The 15,175-nt window shown below is 71.4% G+C and carries 13 protein-coding genes; 9 read left to right on the top strand and 4 right to left on the bottom strand.

Going from position 1 to position 15,175, the window contains the following annotated elements:
* Positions 1 to 13 precede the first annotated feature (13 nt).
* From YU1_RS28430 to YU1_RS0107485, 5 genes are all read left to right on the top strand, one after another.
* Positions 14 to 1,342, top strand: coding sequence for an MFS transporter (locus tag YU1_RS28430; RefSeq protein WP_051356628.1), 1,329 nt, complete (start codon positions 14 to 16; stop codon positions 1,340 to 1,342).
* A 55-nt stretch (positions 1,343 to 1,397) separates the two neighbouring features.
* Positions 1,398 to 2,144: an SDR family NAD(P)-dependent oxidoreductase gene (locus YU1_RS0107500; RefSeq protein ID WP_029003546.1), complete on the top strand. Its 747-nt coding sequence runs from the start codon at positions 1,398 to 1,400 to the stop codon at positions 2,142 to 2,144.
* Positions 2,145 to 2,170: 26 nt separating this feature from the next.
* On the top strand, positions 2,171 to 3,079 hold the full coding sequence (locus tag YU1_RS0107495; RefSeq protein WP_029003545.1) for a polysaccharide deacetylase family protein: 909 nt from the start codon (positions 2,171 to 2,173) through the stop codon (positions 3,077 to 3,079).
* A gap of 154 nt (positions 3,080 to 3,233) precedes the next feature.
* Complete coding sequence (locus YU1_RS31850) at positions 3,234 to 3,956, top strand: AraC family transcriptional regulator (protein ID WP_029003544.1); 723 nt, start codon at positions 3,234 to 3,236, stop codon at positions 3,954 to 3,956.
* Positions 3,957 to 4,026: 70 nt separating this feature from the next.
* Positions 4,027 to 4,779 (top strand): sulfite exporter TauE/SafE family protein, encoded by a 753-nt coding sequence (locus YU1_RS0107485; protein WP_029003543.1) that lies wholly within the window; start codon positions 4,027 to 4,029, stop codon positions 4,777 to 4,779.
* Positions 4,780 to 4,824: 45 nt separating this feature from the next.
* Here the strand turns inward: YU1_RS0107485 and YU1_RS28420 are convergent, their stop codons facing one another.
* The 3 genes from YU1_RS28420 to YU1_RS0107470 form a co-directional block, all read right to left on the bottom strand.
* Complete coding sequence (locus YU1_RS28420; RefSeq protein WP_035714377.1) at positions 4,825 to 6,075, bottom strand: c-type cytochrome; 1,251 nt, start codon at positions 6,073 to 6,075, stop codon at positions 4,825 to 4,827.
* Positions 6,076 to 6,085: 10 nt separating this feature from the next.
* Complete coding sequence (locus YU1_RS0107475; RefSeq protein WP_029003542.1) at positions 6,086 to 7,855, bottom strand: GMC family oxidoreductase; 1,770 nt, start codon at positions 7,853 to 7,855, stop codon at positions 6,086 to 6,088.
* 80 nt (positions 7,856 to 7,935) lie between these two features.
* A complete protein-coding gene (locus YU1_RS0107470) occupies positions 7,936 to 8,667 on the bottom strand; it encodes a gluconate 2-dehydrogenase subunit 3 family protein (RefSeq protein ID WP_035714374.1) in 732 nt (243 codons plus the stop codon).
* A 621-nt stretch (positions 8,668 to 9,288) separates the two neighbouring features.
* On the opposite strand from YU1_RS0107470, the gene YU1_RS31845 reads away from it, so the two are divergent.
* Positions 9,289 to 10,311 carry a polysaccharide deacetylase family protein gene (locus YU1_RS31845; protein ID WP_051356600.1) on the top strand — a complete coding sequence of 341 codons (1,023 nt, stop codon included), beginning with the start codon at positions 9,289 to 9,291 and terminating at the stop codon, positions 10,309 to 10,311.
* Positions 10,312 to 10,363: 52 nt separating this feature from the next.
* Here the strand turns inward: YU1_RS31845 and YU1_RS28410 are convergent, their stop codons facing one another.
* Positions 10,364 to 10,990 (bottom strand): TetR/AcrR family transcriptional regulator, encoded by a 627-nt coding sequence (locus tag YU1_RS28410; RefSeq protein ID WP_084539730.1) that lies wholly within the window; start codon positions 10,988 to 10,990, stop codon positions 10,364 to 10,366.
* A 317-nt stretch (positions 10,991 to 11,307) separates the two neighbouring features.
* Here YU1_RS28410 and YU1_RS0107455 point away from each other — a divergent pair, with 317 nt between their 5' ends.
* The 3 genes from YU1_RS0107455 to YU1_RS0107445 are packed head-to-tail and all read left to right on the top strand — an operon-like array spanning position 11,308 to position 15,114.
* The gene (locus YU1_RS0107455) at positions 11,308 to 11,805 is read left to right on the top strand and encodes a (2Fe-2S)-binding protein (RefSeq protein ID WP_029003540.1); all 498 of its coding nucleotides are present in this window, start codon (positions 11,308 to 11,310) and stop codon (positions 11,803 to 11,805) included.
* Positions 11,802 to 12,860, top strand: coding sequence for an FAD binding domain-containing protein (locus tag YU1_RS0107450; RefSeq protein WP_029003539.1), 1,059 nt, complete (start codon positions 11,802 to 11,804; stop codon positions 12,858 to 12,860). The genes YU1_RS0107455 and YU1_RS0107450 overlap by 4 nt, the downstream gene beginning before the upstream one ends.
* Complete coding sequence (locus YU1_RS0107445) at positions 12,850 to 15,114, top strand: xanthine dehydrogenase family protein molybdopterin-binding subunit (RefSeq protein WP_029003538.1); 2,265 nt, start codon at positions 12,850 to 12,852, stop codon at positions 15,112 to 15,114. The genes YU1_RS0107450 and YU1_RS0107445 overlap by 11 nt, the downstream gene beginning before the upstream one ends.
* Positions 15,115 to 15,175 lie beyond the last annotated feature (61 nt).

Genomic DNA, 15,175 nt, shown 5'->3' with positions numbered 1-15,175 from the left:
AGAGGGGTTCCAGATGTCAGGCACTTATGTGGGCACCGATCCCACCCAGCGCGGCGGGGCGGCCGTTCCGGCGGGCGAGAGCCGCCGCGCGGTCATGGCGGCGGTCATCGGCAACGTGCTGGAATGGTACGATTTCGCCATCTACGGCTATGTCGCCACCATCATCGCGCACAAGTTCTTCCCGCCCGGCGACGAGGTGAGCAGCCTGCTCGCCACCTTCGCCACCTTCGGCATCGGCTTCGCCGCCCGCCCGCTCGGCGGCATCATCATCGGCCGCATGGGCGACACCCGCGGCCGCAAGGCGGCGCTGCTGCTCACCATCTTCACCATGGCCATCGGCACGGTGGGCATCGGCCTCATCCCCTCCTACGCCACCATCGGCCTGCTCGCTCCCATCCTGCTGGTGGCCTGCCGCCTGCTCCAGGGCTTCGCCGCCGGCGGCGAATGGGGCGGCGCCACCGCCTTCATCGTCGAATGGGCGCCCAAGGGAAAGCGCGGCTATTTCGGCAGCTGGCAGCAGGCGAGCGTCGCCGGCGGCCTGCTGCTCGGCTCGGGCACGGCGGCGCTGTTCAGCACCCTGCTGAGCCCCGACCAGATGGACGCCTGGGGCTGGCGCATCCCCTTCATCCTCGGCATCATCCTGCTGCCGGTGGGCCTCTACATGCGCTCCAGCATCGACGAGACCCCGGCCTATCGCGAGGCGCAGGCCGCCCAGGCTGCGGCCGCGCAGGCCAAGGCGCCGCCGAAGGTTCACGCTCCCGGCTGGATCCTCGCCACCCGGGCGTTCGGCTTCACCATCCTGTGGACCGTGTCCTACTACGTCATCCTCTATTACATGCCGACCTTCACCCAGAAGTATGCCGGCCTCAGCCGCACCGAATCGCTGTGGTCCAACACGCTCGGCCTCGTGGTGCTGGCGGCGCTGATCCCGCTGATGGGCCTGATCTCCGACCGGATCGGCCGCAAGCCGATGCTGCTCGCCTGCTGCCTCGCCTTCGTGCTGCTCACCTACCCGCTGTTCGCGGCCATGGCCTCGGGCGCGACGCTGGTGACGGTGATGGGCATCCAGATCCTGTTCGCGCTGATGATCGCCATGTTCTCCGGCCCCGGCCCCGCCGCCATCGCCGAGATGTTCCCGACCCACTCGCGCTCCACCTGGATGTCCACCGGCTACAGCCTGGCGGTCACGGTGTTCGGCGGCTTCGCGCCGTTCATCGCCACCTGGCTGATCAACGCCACCGGCTCGCCGGTGGCGCCGACCTATTACCTCATCGCCGCCGGCGTGGTTTCGGCCCTGGTCATCGCCGCGCTGCCGGAGACCGCGCACGACGATCTGCATTGAGGCAATGCGGCCCCCGCCCTCCGGCGGGGGCCCGTCACCAGCGGGAGACTGGCACATGACGCTCGATTTCCAGGGCCGGACGGTGGCCATCAGCGGCGCCGCCATCGGCTTCGGCAGGACCATCGCCACGCAATTCGCCGCCGCCGGCGCGCGGGTGTTCGGCTGCGACATCCTCGATCCGCCGGCCGACCTGCCGCCCGGCATCGAGATCGCCAGGGTGGACCTCTTGGACCGGGCGGCGGGCGCGGCCTGGATCGCCGCCGTGGAAGCCAGGGCCGGCGGCGCCGTGGACATCCTCGTCTGCAATGCCGGCGGCGTCGCCGGGCAGGCCAGCAAGCCGCTGGAGGAGGTCTCCGACGCCGACTGGGACCGCGTGGTGGACATCAATCTCAACGCCGCCTTCACGCTGTGCCGCGCCGCCGCCCCGGCCATGAAGCGCGCCGGCGGCGGCGCCATCGTCACCGTCACCTCCGGCGCCGCGCTCCAGGCCTCGCTCACCGGCGTGCAGGCCTATTGCGCCGCCAAGCACGCCATGCTGGGACTGACGCGGCAGCTCGCCCATGAGCTTGGCCCGCACGGCATCCGGGTCAACAGCGTGGCGCCCGGCTTCGTGCGCACCAATCCGGCCACCGAGCGGCAGTGGGCGGCCTACGGCCCGGAGCGGCAGCGCCAATTGGTGGAGGGCATCGCGCTGAAGCGGCTGGGCACAGCCGACGAGATCGCCAAGGCGGTGCTGTTCTTCGCCTCCGACCTCGCCAGCTTCGTCACCGGGCAGGTGCTGTCCGTGGACGGCGGCAAATAGTTGATATCGCAGGAAGGATCGCGGTCATGACCAAGAATTCCGCAGACGCTCCGCTGGAGCCCTGGCAGTGGGAGGAAGCCCACTGGCGCGGCCTCGTGAACCAGGTGCGCGCGGGCGAGACGCTGGCGCCCAGGAGCTGGCCCGGCGGCGCGCGCTGCGCCGTGGCGCTGTCGTTCGACGCCGACCACGACACCAACGAATTGCGCGAAGGCGGCAAGTCCATCGGCCGCATGGCGTGGGGCCAGTACGGCAACCGCGTCGGCGTGCCGCGCGTGCTGGAGCTGCTGGCGCGCAACGACATCAAGGCCACCTTCTACGTGCCCGCCGTGGTCGCCCTGCTCTATCCCGACGAGCAGAAGCGGGTGATCGCGGAAGGCCACGAGATCGGCATCCACGGCTGGATCCACGAGCTGAATTCCGTGCTGCCCTACGAGGTGGAGCGCGACCTGATGTTCCGCTCCGCCGACACGCTGGAGCAGATCACTGGCATCCGCCCGGTGGGCCTGCGCACCCCGTCCTGGGACTTCAGCCCCAACACGCTGCGCATCGAGGAGGAGCTCGGCCTGCTGTACGATTCGTCGCTGATGGCCGACGAGGATTGCTACGACCTGCTGCTGGAGGGCAGATCCACCGGCATCGTGGAAGTGCCGGTGGAATGGATCCGCGACGACGCGGTGTATTTCATGATGCACCGCTTCCAGTCGCTGCGTCCCTACACGCCGCCGAAGGACGTGCTGGACATCTTCCTGCGCGAGTTCGACGCCGCCTATGAAGCGGGCGGGCTGTTCCAGCTCACCATGCACCCGCACATCATCACGCCGCGCTCGCGCATCTGGATCCTGGAAGAGGTGATCCGCCACGCCAAGGCCAAGGGCGACGTGTGGTTCGCCACCCACGCCCAGGTGGCGCATTACGTGAAGACCACCAAGGACTAACCTCCCGGTCGGGGGGCAGGCAGGGCCGCCCCCTCGCCTGCCGAGCCGCCGCTCAACGGCGCCGGCCCGGCGGCGCGGGACAGGACGCCGCGCCCGCCCTATCATCCCCGGACGGGGCGCCGCGCGCTCCGGCCCGCCTCGGGAGCCGCCGTCCATGCCGTCCGCCGCGCCATCGTTCTGGACCTATGGCCGCACCGCCGGGCGCGGCGGCCTGGAGCAGGCCGTCTGGCAGGGCGCCCCGCCGGCGGGGCTCGCCGCGCATTTCCACCGCGAGGCGCAAGTCACCGTGGTACTGGCCGGGACGCGGCGCTTCCTCACCCGCCACGGCCCCGTCGCCGCGCACGCCGGCGAGATCCTGCTCATCCCGCCCGGCGCCCCGCACCAGCCCCTCGGGCTGGCCGGGCCCGCCGTCAGCCGCAATCTCTACCTCGCCCTCCCCGATGCCCCGCCCGCCGGCCGCCCCGTGGTGGTCGCGACGCCCCGCTGGCTGGACAGCACACCGTGCCCGCGGATGCTGGCGGACTGGGTGGCGGAGATGATCGGGCCGGCGGGCGCCGGGCCGGACACCGCGGCCGGCGCCCTCACGGCGCTGGTGCTGGGGAGCCGCGCCCCGATCGCCGCCCTGGCGCCGCGCGCCGGGCTGACGCGGGAAGGGCTGATCCGCCGCTTCACCCGCCTCGTGGGCATGACGCCTCACGCCTATCGCCTTGCCCACCAGCTCAACGCCGCCCGCGCCGAACTGGCGCGCGGCACACCGCCGCCCCCCTGCGCCATGGACGCCGGCTTCGCCGACCAGAGCCATCTGAGCCGGCGCTTCAAGGCGGCGTTCGGCATCACCCCCGGCACCTATCGCGCGGCCATGGGCCGGCCGGAATAGGCGAGGCCGTCACTTCCGTTCCAGACGGCGGCGGCACGCGCTCCTATCCGTGGCGGCGAGGAGAGATCGCATGGATGCCGGAACTTATGCCCTGCTGTTCGGTGCGGGTATCGCAGGGGGGCTCGTCAATGCCGTCGCCGGCGGGGCGACGCTCATCACCTTCCCGGCAATGATCCTCGCCGGCCTGCCGCCCATTCCGGCCAATGCCTCGAATGCGGTGGCGGTCACGCCGGGCCATCTCGTCGCCGCCTTCGCCGACCGCCGCCGGCTGCCGCGAAACGACCGGCGCCTGTGGGCCGCGCTTGCGGCCGCGCTCGGCGGCAGCGGCACTGGAGCCGCGCTGCTGCTGGTCACGCCGGAGCATCTGTTCACCCTGCTGGTGCCAGGGCTGGTCGGCTTCGCCACCCTGGCCTTCGCCTGCGGCCGGCGCATTCAGGCCCTGCTGCCTCCCGCCATGGCGGACAGCGCCGCCGGGCGCGCCACGCTGGTCGCCGCGACATCGGTCTATGGCGGATATTTCGGCGCCGGGCTCGGCGTCATGCTGCTCGCCGTCCTGGCCATCACCGGGCGCGAGGACGTGCGGGCGGTCAATGCCCTGAAGAACCTGCTGGCAAGCGCGGTCAGCGCCGTGGCCATCGCCATCTTCGCCGTGCAGCAGGCGGTGAGCTGGCCGCAGACCCTGGTGATGCTGACGGGTGCAATCGGCGGCGGGCTGGCCGGCGGCCGGCTGGTCTCGGTCCTGCCGGCGACGGTGGTGCGCACGCTGGTGATCGCCTTCGGCACCGCCATGTCGGCGGTCTATGCCTGGCGCTTCTGGCTTTAGCGCGAGGGGCGCAGGCCCGCCCCGAGAGGGCGGGCCTGGCGTCGATCAGGGGGTCGCGGCGGTGTCGGTCAGCCGGCCGTGGATCTTCTTCACGGTGTCGGCGGAGACCGGCGCGGCGGCATTGCCCCAGGCGTTGCGGATATAGGTGAGCAGCGAGGCCACCTGGGCGTCGCTGAGCTTCCAGTCGAACGCCGGCATGCCCGGGCCGGTGGGCGCCGCGCGGGTGGCAGCGGCGCGGGTGCCCTGCACCACCACGCGCACCAGGGTCTCCGGCTCGTCGGCCTGGACCACGGCGCTGCCCTTCAGCGCCGGGAACAGGCGGGCGATGCCCTCGCCGCTGGAGACGTGGCAGGCCGAGCAATTGTCCTGGTAGATGGCAAGGCCCGCCTGCATCACCGGATCGGTCGCGGCCACCGGCTGGGGCGCGACCGGGGCCGGCGCTCCGGCGCGGTCCTTCAGATAGGTGGCCATCGCCTTCAGGTCGGCGTCGGTCATGTGCTGGGTGGAATAATAGACCACCTCGGCCATCGGGCCGGAGGCCGCCGACTTGGCGTTGCGGCCGGTCTTCAGATACTGGACGATGTCCTCGGTGCTCCAGGCACCGAGCCCGGTGCGCAGGTCGCCGCCGAGGTTGGGGGCGGTCCATTCGTCCAGCACGCCGCCGGCGAGCACCTTGTCGCCCTTGTCGCCGCCCAGCGCGTTCTTCGGCGTGTGGCAGGCGCCGCAGTGGCCGAGGCCCTCCACCAGATAGGCGCCGCGGTTCCACTCGTCCGACTTGCCGGCCACCGGCTGGAACTCGCCCGGGGTGAAGAACAGCATGTTCCAGCCCATCAGCGCGGTGCGGATGTTGAGCGGGAACGGCAGGCCGTTCGGCGGCGCCTCGTTCCGCACCGGATCGAGCGTGTCGAGATAGGCCTTGATGGCCACGAGGTCGGTGCGCGTGACCTTGGTGTAATAGGGATAGGGCAGCGCCGGATAAAGCAGCTCGCCGTCCTTGCCGACGCCGTGCTGCATGGCCGCGACGAAGTCGTCATTGCTCCAGGCGCCGAGCCCGGTCTCGCGGTCCGGGGTGATGTTGGGCGTGTAGATGACGCCGAACGGCGTCATGATCCCGCGCCCGCCGGCGAACGGCTTGCCGCCCGGCGCTGTATGGCAGGAGACGCAGTCGCCCGCCGTGGCGAGATACTGGCCGCGGGTGATGGTCACATAGTCCTGGCCGTCCGCGAGGGCGGCGGTGGACCCGCCCGCCAGGGCAAGGCCGAGGACCGAGGCGGCGAGGCTGAGCGCGCGTTTCATGGGTTGGGCCCTATGCCTGAACCAGAGGTCCGGGGTTCTTCAGATACTGGGTGCGGATGGCTTCCGCCGCCCAGAGCGCCAGTGCGCCGACCGTGCCGGTGGGGTTGTAGCCGGCGTTCTGCGGGAAGGCGGAGGCGCCCACCACGAACACGTTGTGCACGTCCCAGCTCTGCAGATAGCGGTTCACCGCGCTGCGCTTGGGATTGTCGCCCATGATCGCGCCGCCGGTGTTGTGCGTGCTCTGATAGGGCACCACGTTGAAATGCTCGGGGATGGAGCGCGGCGTGACGTGCTTGGCGCCCATCGCCTTGCCGATCTCGGCGCACTTCTGGGCGATGTAGCGCGTCATCTTCTTTTCGTTGTCGTGCCAGTCGAACGTCATGCGCAGCAGCGGGCGGCCGTAGCGGTCCTTGTAGACCGGGTCGAGGTCCAGATACTTGTCCCGGTAGGAATAGACGCTGCCCTGCCCGGCCACGGCCGAGGCGTTCTGATAGGTGGACGACACCTGCTTCTTCCAGGCCGCGCCCCAGGCCGGCGTGCCGGGCGCCCGGTTGGCCGAGGAGGCGATGGGGCGGCCGTGATAGTTCGAGGTGGTGATGCTGGCGCCGCCGAAGAAGCCCAGCCCCGCATGGTCGAAATTGTCGCCGTTGAAATCGTCGATGCACTGGCCGAGCGAGCCGGTGCCGACGAACGGGTTGAAGCGCTTGCCCTCGAACAGCAGGCCCGCCGCGCCGGCGGACTGGTAGGCGTAGTTGCGCCCCACCGTGCCCTCGCCGCTCTGCGGATCATAGGGCGTGCCGATGCCCGACAGCAGCATCATGCGCACGTTGTGCAGGCCGTAGGCGCACACCAGCACGATGTCCGCCGGCTGCTCCCACTCCTCGCCCGACGTATCGACGAAGGTGACGCCGGTGGCGCGCTTGCCGCTGGCGTCCTTGTTGATGTGCAGCACCTCGCTCTCGGTGCGCACGCTGAAATTGCTCTTGCGCATCAGCACCGGCAGCACGTTGGCCTGGGGGCTGGCCTTGGAATAGTTGCCGCAGCCGAAGCGCTCGCAGAAGCCGCAATAGGTGCACGGCCCCATGGCGATGCCCAGCGGGTTCACATAGGCTTCGGACGCATTGCCCGCCGGGCGCGGGAAGGCGTGGTAGCCCATCTCGTTCGCGGTCTTGGCGAACAGCGCGGTGGGGGCGGTGTCCTTCAGCGGCGGCAGCGGATAGCCGCGCGAGCGCGGCCCCTCGAACGGATTGCCGCCGGGCTGGATCTGCCCCTTGATGTTGCCCGCCCGGCCGGACGTGCCGGAGATGTATTCGAACTTGTCGTAGAACGGCTCGAGGTCCGAATAGGTGACGCCCCAGTCCTCCACCTGCATGTCCGCCGGCATGGCGGCCGCGCCGTAGCGCTCGGTCAGGCGGGTCTTCAGGGTGAAGTCGCTCTCCAGGAAGCGCCAGGTGTGGCCGTTCCAGTGCACGCCCGCGCCGCCGACGCCGTTGCCGACGATGAAGGCGCCCGGCCAGCGGATGGGGAGCGCGTTCTGCCCGGTGTTGTGGCGCAGCGTGAAGGTCTCCTGCGCCGGGCGCAGGAACAGGTCGAGGCGGATGCCGTAGCGCAGCTCGTCCGGGTCCTGCGTCGGGGAGAAGTCGGTCGAGGTGTCGCGCCAGGGGCCGCGCTCGATGGCGACCACGTCCAGGCCCGCATCGGTCAGCTCATGGGCCAGCAGCGAGCCGGTCCAGCCGAGGCCAATGATGACCACATCTTTCTTGGGGAGCTTTCGCGCCATCGTTCTTGGTCCTTATCGGCAGTCCGCGCCGGATAGCTGAACGGGCTTGGGGAACAGAAAAAGGTGAGGGCGGCCGCGCGTCAGCGGCCGGGATTCCAGCCGGCGCGGCCCTGCAGGCTAACGGGCGGCAGGGTGTAGGGCTCGGTCACGTGGTCGATGAAGTCGCGATAGTCGTAGCGCGCGCCGGGGAAGCCGATCAGCTTCCAGCCCACCATGTCGCGATTGCCGCCGTAGATCGGGTCGGCGAAGAAGCCTTCCATCGTATTCTGGAGCACGAGGTTGAAGAACGGGCGCGAGCCGAAGCCGTCGAACTTGGGCTCGCCCTTCTCCATCGCCGCGAGCACCTTGTCGCGCTCCTCCGGCGCCAGCTCGGCGAAGCCCTTGCCGCCAAAGTTGGAGCGGCAGTAGGCGTCGAGCGACTTCAGCGCGACGCGGTATTGCTGGGCCGGCGACAGCGGGCTCTGCGGGCCGAATTCCGGCGCGGTGCCGGCGACGAAGGGCGGCTTCATGTAGAGCCGCTCGGCGCCGCCGTAGGGGCCGGCGAGCTGGCGGTCGATGAACACCGCGCAGCCGGCGTCCTTGCCGCTCGGGCTGAGCTCGTCCGCCGGGATCAGGCGCTCGACGATGGCCTCGACGGCGCGGGCCTCGTCCGGGGTGAAATAGATCCAGCCGCCGGGCAAGGCGGGCTCGGGCGGGGTCGCGGCGCCGGGCGCCCACGGCACTTCGCCGGAGAGGAAGCGGGCCTTGGCCTGGGTGGAACCGACGAGCGCCGCGGCAGCGGTGGAAGCCAGAAGTGCGCGCCTGCTGATCATTGGATCAGTTTTATGACCTGCCATGGCCGCCTCGCCGAACCGTGTTCAATGGAATTGAGCTAATCCCAAACAACGGGGGCCATGGCAAGCTACTTTGTCGCATGACCAAGCGTCAACTGGACAATACGGCATCCACCATCCCGATACCGACGCGGCGCCGACCCCGGCACCGCCCTGCCCGCCATGTCCCGCACGTGGCGCAGGCTTTCCCGATGGCGGGAGACGGGGCCGTCTCCTCCTGAGGCCGGCGTGGCTGGTATGCACTCACCGCATGGCGCGGCCGGCCGGCACCCCGGCGCGGCCCGCCCGCCGCCCCGGACAACGGCGGATGACATGGCGGCGCCCGGCGGCGCGGATCCAGGCGGCACAACCCTTGGGTGGCCCCCGGCGCGGCCCGCCGCCGGCGTTTCGCCGGCCATCGCCGGACGCCCGGACCGGGCCCGGACGCCGGTCGCCGCAGGGCCCGCCGGGCCGATCCGCAAGCCCGTGGTGGCCGGCTGCCTCATTTTAGGGTATCCATAAAGGGCAAGCTTCACACTTTATCCACACGCGGAGAGCGAAACTGGGCTTCCAGTGTTCTCCAACAGGTCCAGGGCCCGCGCCGTGAAAGCAATTTTGGCAGTGTCTGCGTTCGCCACGACGGCCGCGCTCGGCCTTGGCTTCGCCTTCAGTCAGATGCTGCCGCTCTGGCCGGCGCCGGTGGCCACGACCAGCGCTGCCCAGACCCCGGTGGTGCGCGTCACCGACACCCCGCCGCCGGTGGCGGTGGCGACGCCCGCGCCCGTCGCCGCGCCGGCCTTCGCCGCCCCCGCCTTCCCGAGCCTGACCCAGGACACGGCGATGACGCCGCCCGCGAGCACCCCGCCGCGCGGCCCCGCCGCCTATCGCTCGGCCAATGTGGACGGCCCCTATATCGCCCTGACCTTCGACGACGGCCCCAATCCAGAGACCACGCCGAAGCTGCTGAAGATGCTGGAGGCCCGCCACATCAAGGCGACCTTCTTCATGCTCGGTTCCAATGCGGCGGCCAATCCGGACGTGGTGCGCAGCGTCGCCGCCGCCGGCCACGAGATCGGCAACCATTCCTGGAACCACCCGCAGCTGACCAAAATCTCCGAGGCCGCCGCGGACAAGCAGATCGAGGACACCTCCGCCGCCATCCAGGCGACCACCGGCGTCAAGCCGACCAATCTGCGCCCGCCCTACGGCTCCATGACCCCGGCCCTCCAGCGCCATATCGAGCAGAAGTACGGGATGAACCTGATCTTCTGGTCGGTGGACCCGCTGGACTGGAAGGTCCGCGACGCCCAGAACATCAACGACCAGATCATGAAGCAGGTGCGCCCCGGCGCCATCGTGCTGGCGCACGACATCCACGCCACCACGGTGGCGGCCATGCCGCGCGTGCTCGATAATTTGATCGCCAAGGGCTACAAGTTCGTCACCGTGTCCGAGCTGATCGCCATGGACAAGCCGGCGGCGCCCAAGGTGGCCGCGGCGACCGTGACGCCCCCGCCGCCGCGCAAGAAGCCGCGCCCGACCCAGCCGGGCATGTCGATGCCGCGTCCCACCCCGGTCAACACCCCGGCCCAGCCGATCGTGCCGCCGCGCCCCGTCGCCACCACCGGCACCAGTTCGTTCTGATCGCCCCGCAGGCCCGCCCCGTCCGGGGCGGGCGCGTTCGGCGCGGAATGCCTCAGCGTGTGAGCGCGGGCCGGCAGAGGCCGTCGACGAAGATGTCCACCAGCCGCACCACGGAGGCCTGCCAGCCGGGCTGCTCGTGCAGGTAGCACATGCCCACCAGCGTGCGCAGGATGTCCTCCGCGCTCACGTCGGCGCGGATCTCCCCCGCCGCCACCGCCCGCCCCAGCAGAAGGCCGATGGCTTTGGTCAGGCGGTCGAACGTGTGGGCATAGAGGTCCGACGAGCCGGTGGTGGCGAGCGCCAAAGCGGCGATCATGCCCTTCTTGGTGGCCACCAGTTCCACATTGGCCCTGAGCCAGCGGCGTAGCGCCTCCACCGGCGCGGCATCGTCCTTGAGCTGCTCCGCCAGGTCGCCGAGCTGGTCCACCTCGCGCCGGTAGACCGCCTCGAACAGCGCCTCGCGGGTGGGAAAGTGCCGGTACAGCGTGCCGATGCCCACGCCGGCCGTGCGCGCCACCGCCTCCAGGCTCGCCTCCGGCCCGCCGGCGCTGAACACCGCCTTGGCCGCTTCCAGCACGCGCTCGCGATTGCGGGCGGCGTCGGCGCGCGGCTTGCGCGGGGCCTTCTGCCCCGGCGCGGCTTGCTGTGGTGCGGCTTCCCCGCCTGCGGATCGTGCCATGGTCGCGTCTTCTCACCCCGCCGCTTGCAAAACGGAGGGATCCTCCATATAATCATTCCAACGGGCGCACCGATAGGCCCGTTGCCGATGGGCCGACCGACGCGGCCGGGCGTTCCCCGCACCCCGCGGGCCTGCCCGTCGCGGGCCCGCCCGTCCCAAGTCCACGACCAGTCCACCTGCGCCAGTCCACCTGCCGCCAGCCCACCTGCGCAAGCTCAGTTGCGCCAGTCCAGCCGGCCTGCCCCCCGCCGCCCGGCTGCGCCGCGCCCCGCGTGCGGTCTCACGACATTCGACATGACCACCGATCGGAGCCTTGCATGGATCTCTCCATCAGCCTCACCGTCAATGGTGTACGGCGCGACGTCGCGCTGGACAACCCGCGCGTCACCCTGCTCGACCTGCTGCGCGAGCGCCTCGACCTGACCGGCACCAAGAAGGGCTGCGACCGCGGCCAGTGCGGCGCCTGCACCATCCTCCTTGATGGTCGCCGGATCAATTCCTGCCTGGCGCTGGCCATCAGCCACGACGGCGCCGACATCCTCACCATCGAGGGCCTCGCCCAGGGCGAGGAACTCCACCCGGTGCAGGCCGCCTTCATCGCCCATGACGGCTTCCAGTGCGGCTTCTGCACCCCCGGCCAGATCATGAGCGCCGTCGGCCTCATCCGCGAGGGCCAGGCGGGCGACGATCCCGAGCGCGTCCGCGAGGCCATGAGCGGCAATCTCTGCCGCTGCGGCGCCTATGCCGGCATCACCGAGGCGGTGCTGGAGGCGCAGAAGACATTGGCCGATGCCGGCCGGAGGGACGCCGCATGAACACTTTCGACTACGTCCGCCCCGCCAGCGTCGCCGACGCCATCGCCGCCGCCACGGCGCCCGGCGCCGCCTATCTCGCCGCCGGCACCAACCTTCTCGACCTGATGAAGGGCGACATCGCCCGGCCGGAGCGCCTCGTGGACATCTCCCGCCTGCCGGGGCTCGACCGCATCGAGACGCTGCCGGACGGAGCCGTGCGCATCGGCGCGCTGGTGCGCAATGCCGACCTTGCCCACGACGCCCTGTTCGCGAAAACCTATCCGGCGGTGGCCGAGGCGCTGCTGTCCGGCGCCTCGGCGCAATTGCGCAATGCCGCGACCATGGGCGGCAACCTGATGCAGCGCACGCGGTGCGGCTATTTCTACGACGTGGCCAGCGCCTGCAACAAGCGCGCGCCCGGCAGCGGCTGCGATGCCCGCGCCGGCGAGAACCGCCTGCATGCGGTGCTCGGCTGGAGCGAGGCCTGCATCGCCACCCATCCCTCGGACGTCTGCGTGCCGCTGGCGGCGCTCGACGCCGTGGTGGAGATCGAAGGCCGCGACGGCCGGCGCGAGATGCCGCTGGAGGCGCTGCACCGCCTGCCGGGCGACACCCCGGCGCAGGACACCGCGCTGGCGCCCGGCGACCTCATCCTCGCCGTGCGCCTGCCGGCGGAAGCCGCCGGTTTCGCCGCCAACGCCCGCTACCTGAAGCTGCGCGAACGCACCTCCTATGCCTTCGCTTTGGTGTCGGCCGCCGCCGCGCTGCGCCTGGAGGGCGGTGTCATCGCCGAGGCGAGGCTCGCCCTCGGCGGGGTCGCCGCCAAGCCGTGGCGATCCCGCGCGGCGGAACAGGCGCTGGCCGGCCGCCGGCCGGACGACGACGCCTTCCGGCGCGCCGCGCAGGCCGCATTGGCCGACGCGCGCCCCTCCGGCGACAACGGCTTCAAGATCGAGCTTGCCCGCCGGCTGGTCGCGCGCGCCCTGGCGCTGGCCGCCGCCGGCACGCCGGAGCGCCTGCCCGCTTTGCCCGCCTCGCCCTTCTCCTCCGCTGCCGGAGCGCGCCATGTCGCCTGAGATCCGCCTGTCCACCACCCCCGCCCACGCCCGGCACGGCTCCAGTATCGGCCAGCCGCTCACCCGCCGCGACGGCGCGCTCAAGGTCACCGGCGGCGCCCGCTACGCCGCCGACAACCATCCCGAGGGCATGGTCCATGCGGTGCTGGCCACCAGCAGCATCGCGCGGGGCCGCGTCACCTTCCTCGACCTCGATGCCGCCAAGGCCCATCCCGGCGTCCTCGCGGTGATGACGCCCGCCAACCGGCCGCCGCTGGCGGAGGACCCGGACGCGAAGCTCCACCCCTTCATGTTCCGGCTCGACCTGTTGCAGAACGACCTGGTGCGCTACGCCGGCCAGCCCATCGCCGTGGTCATCGCCGAGACGCTGGAAGCCGCCACCGAGGGCGCGGCGCTGCTGGCGCCGCGCTATGAGACCCTGCCCGCCCGCGTCGGGCTCGACGGCGACACGCCCTTCATCCCCGCCGCCGTCGGCATCGGCAACCCCGCCGAGGTGCGCATCGGCGACGTGGAGGCCGGGCTCGCGGGGGCGGCGACGCGCATCGAGGCGGTCTACGAGACCCCAGCGCAGTATCACAACGCCATGGAGCCGCACGCCATCGTCGCGGCCTGGGACGGCGATGCCCTGTCCATCGACACGCCGAGCCAGGCCCTCGCCATGGCCCAGGGGCGGATCGCCGGGCTGTTCGGCATCGCCCCGGACAATATCCATATCCGCAGCCCCTTCCTCGGCGGCGGCTTCGGCTCCAAGGGCTTCATCACCGGCCCGCAGGCGCTCGGCATCCTGGCCGCCCGCATGGTGGGCCGGCCCGTGAAGCTGGTACTCCGCCGCGAGCAGATGTACGGGCCGGTGGGCCATCGCGCGCCGACGCGCCAGCGGCTGCGGCTCGGCGTCGGTCGGGATGGGACGCTGACCGCCCTCGGCCATCACGCCAAGACCACCTCCAGCACCTATGACGACTTCTTCGAGCCCGCCGCCGACGTCGCGCATACGCTCTATGCCAGCCCGGCCATCGCCACCTCGCACGAGGCGGTGCGGATCGACACCGGCACGCCGCTGTTCATGCGCGCGCCGGGCGAGGCCACCGGCTCGATCGCGCTGGAAAGCGCCATCGACGAGACCGCCTGGGCCTGCGGCATGGACCCGCTGGCCTTTCGCCTGAAGAACTATGCCGAGGTCGAGCCGATCTCCGGCAAGCCGTTCTCCTCCAAGGCGCTGCGGGAATGCTACGCGCAGGGGGCGGAGCGCTTCGGCTGGTCGCGGCGCCCGTTCGCGCCGCGGCAGATGCGCGATGAGGACGGCCTCCTCGTCGGCTGGGGCATGGGCACCGCCACCTTCCCGGCGCTGATGTTCCAGGCCGAGGCGCGCGCGGTGCTGAAGCGCGACGGCACCGGCGTGATGGAAAGCGGCACCCACGACATGGGCCAGGGCGCCTGGACCGCCTTCGCCCAGATCGCCGCCGACGCCTTGGGCCTCGACATGGCGCGGACCGAATTCCGCGCCGGCACCTCGGACCTGCCCGACGCCGGCATCGCCGGCGGCTCGGCCCATACCGCCACCGCCGGCATGGCCATCCACCATGCGGGCGCCGCCGTCATCGCCAGGCTCGCGGATCTCGCCACCGGGGACGCGCGCTCGCCCCTGTTCGGCGCCGGCAATGCCGGCGTGGTGGCGCGCGACGGGCGGCTGTTCCGCCGCGGCGACGAGAGCCGCAGCGAGAGCTATGGCGACATCCTCGCCCGCGCCGGCCTCGGCGAGATCGACGCCCGCGGCACCAGCGCCGCCGATCCGGATGCGCAGGCGTCCTATGCCATGCACGCCCATGGCGCGGTGTTCGCGGAGGTGAAGGTCGATCCCGATCTCGGCCAGATCCGCGCCACCCGCCTCGTCGGCGCGTTCGCGGCCGGGCGGGTGATCAATTCGCGCCTGGTGCGCAGCCAGTATTACGGCGGCATGATCTGGGGCGTCTCCTTCGCCCTCCACGAGCAGGCCGTGGCCGATCCCCGCTCCGGCCGCATCCTGAACGCCAACCTCGGCGAGTACCATATCCCGGTGAATGCGGACGTGCCCGCGCTGGAGGCGCTGATCGTCGAGGAGCACGATCCCCACGTCAACGCGCTGGGCATCAAGGGCGTGGGCGAGATCGGCGTCACCGGCACCGCCGGGGCGGTGGCCAACGCCGTCTGGCACGCCACCGGCCGGCGGTGCCGGCGCTTTCCCATCCGCCTCGACGACCTGCTGACCGGCCGGTGACCGGCGGCCGGCCCGGCGCCCCGGCGGGCGCCGGGCCGGGGCTGATACAAACCGTCATGTT

This window comes from Azorhizobium doebereinerae UFLA1-100 (assembly GCF_000473085.1).
Classification (GTDB): Bacteria; Pseudomonadota; Alphaproteobacteria; order Rhizobiales; family Xanthobacteraceae; genus Azorhizobium; species Azorhizobium doebereinerae.
Note: the sequence above shows the minus strand (reverse complement) of the source record. Positions and strands in the feature narration are given on the sequence as shown.

Excerpts from the sequence above, each read along its gene's own strand:
- YU1_RS28430 (WP_051356628.1), top strand. The coding sequence starts at position 14 with ATGTCAGGCACTTATGTGGGCACCGATCCCACCCAGCGCGGCGGGGCG.
- YU1_RS0107500 (WP_029003546.1), top strand. The coding sequence starts at position 1,398 with ATGACGCTCGATTTCCAGGGCCGGACGGTGGCCATCAGCGGCGCCGCC.
- YU1_RS0107495 (WP_029003545.1), top strand. The coding sequence starts at position 2,171 with ATGACCAAGAATTCCGCAGACGCTCCGCTGGAGCCCTGGCAGTGGGAG.
- YU1_RS31850 (WP_029003544.1), top strand. The coding sequence starts at position 3,234 with ATGCCGTCCGCCGCGCCATCGTTCTGGACCTATGGCCGCACCGCCGGG.
- YU1_RS0107485 (WP_029003543.1), top strand. The coding sequence starts at position 4,027 with ATGGATGCCGGAACTTATGCCCTGCTGTTCGGTGCGGGTATCGCAGGG.
- YU1_RS28420 (WP_035714377.1), bottom strand. The coding sequence starts at position 6,075 with ATGAAACGCGCGCTCAGCCTCGCCGCCTCGGTCCTCGGCCTTGCCCTG.
- YU1_RS0107475 (WP_029003542.1), bottom strand. The coding sequence starts at position 7,855 with ATGGCGCGAAAGCTCCCCAAGAAAGATGTGGTCATCATTGGCCTCGGC.
- YU1_RS0107470 (WP_035714374.1), bottom strand. The coding sequence starts at position 8,667 with ATGATCAGCAGGCGCGCACTTCTGGCTTCCACCGCTGCCGCGGCGCTC.
- YU1_RS28410 (WP_084539730.1), bottom strand. The coding sequence starts at position 10,990 with ATGGCACGATCCGCAGGCGGGGAAGCCGCACCACAGCAAGCCGCGCCG.
- YU1_RS0107455 (WP_029003540.1), top strand. The coding sequence starts at position 11,308 with ATGGATCTCTCCATCAGCCTCACCGTCAATGGTGTACGGCGCGACGTC.
- YU1_RS0107450 (WP_029003539.1), top strand. The coding sequence starts at position 11,802 with ATGAACACTTTCGACTACGTCCGCCCCGCCAGCGTCGCCGACGCCATC.
- YU1_RS0107445 (WP_029003538.1), top strand. The coding sequence starts at position 12,850 with ATGTCGCCTGAGATCCGCCTGTCCACCACCCCCGCCCACGCCCGGCAC.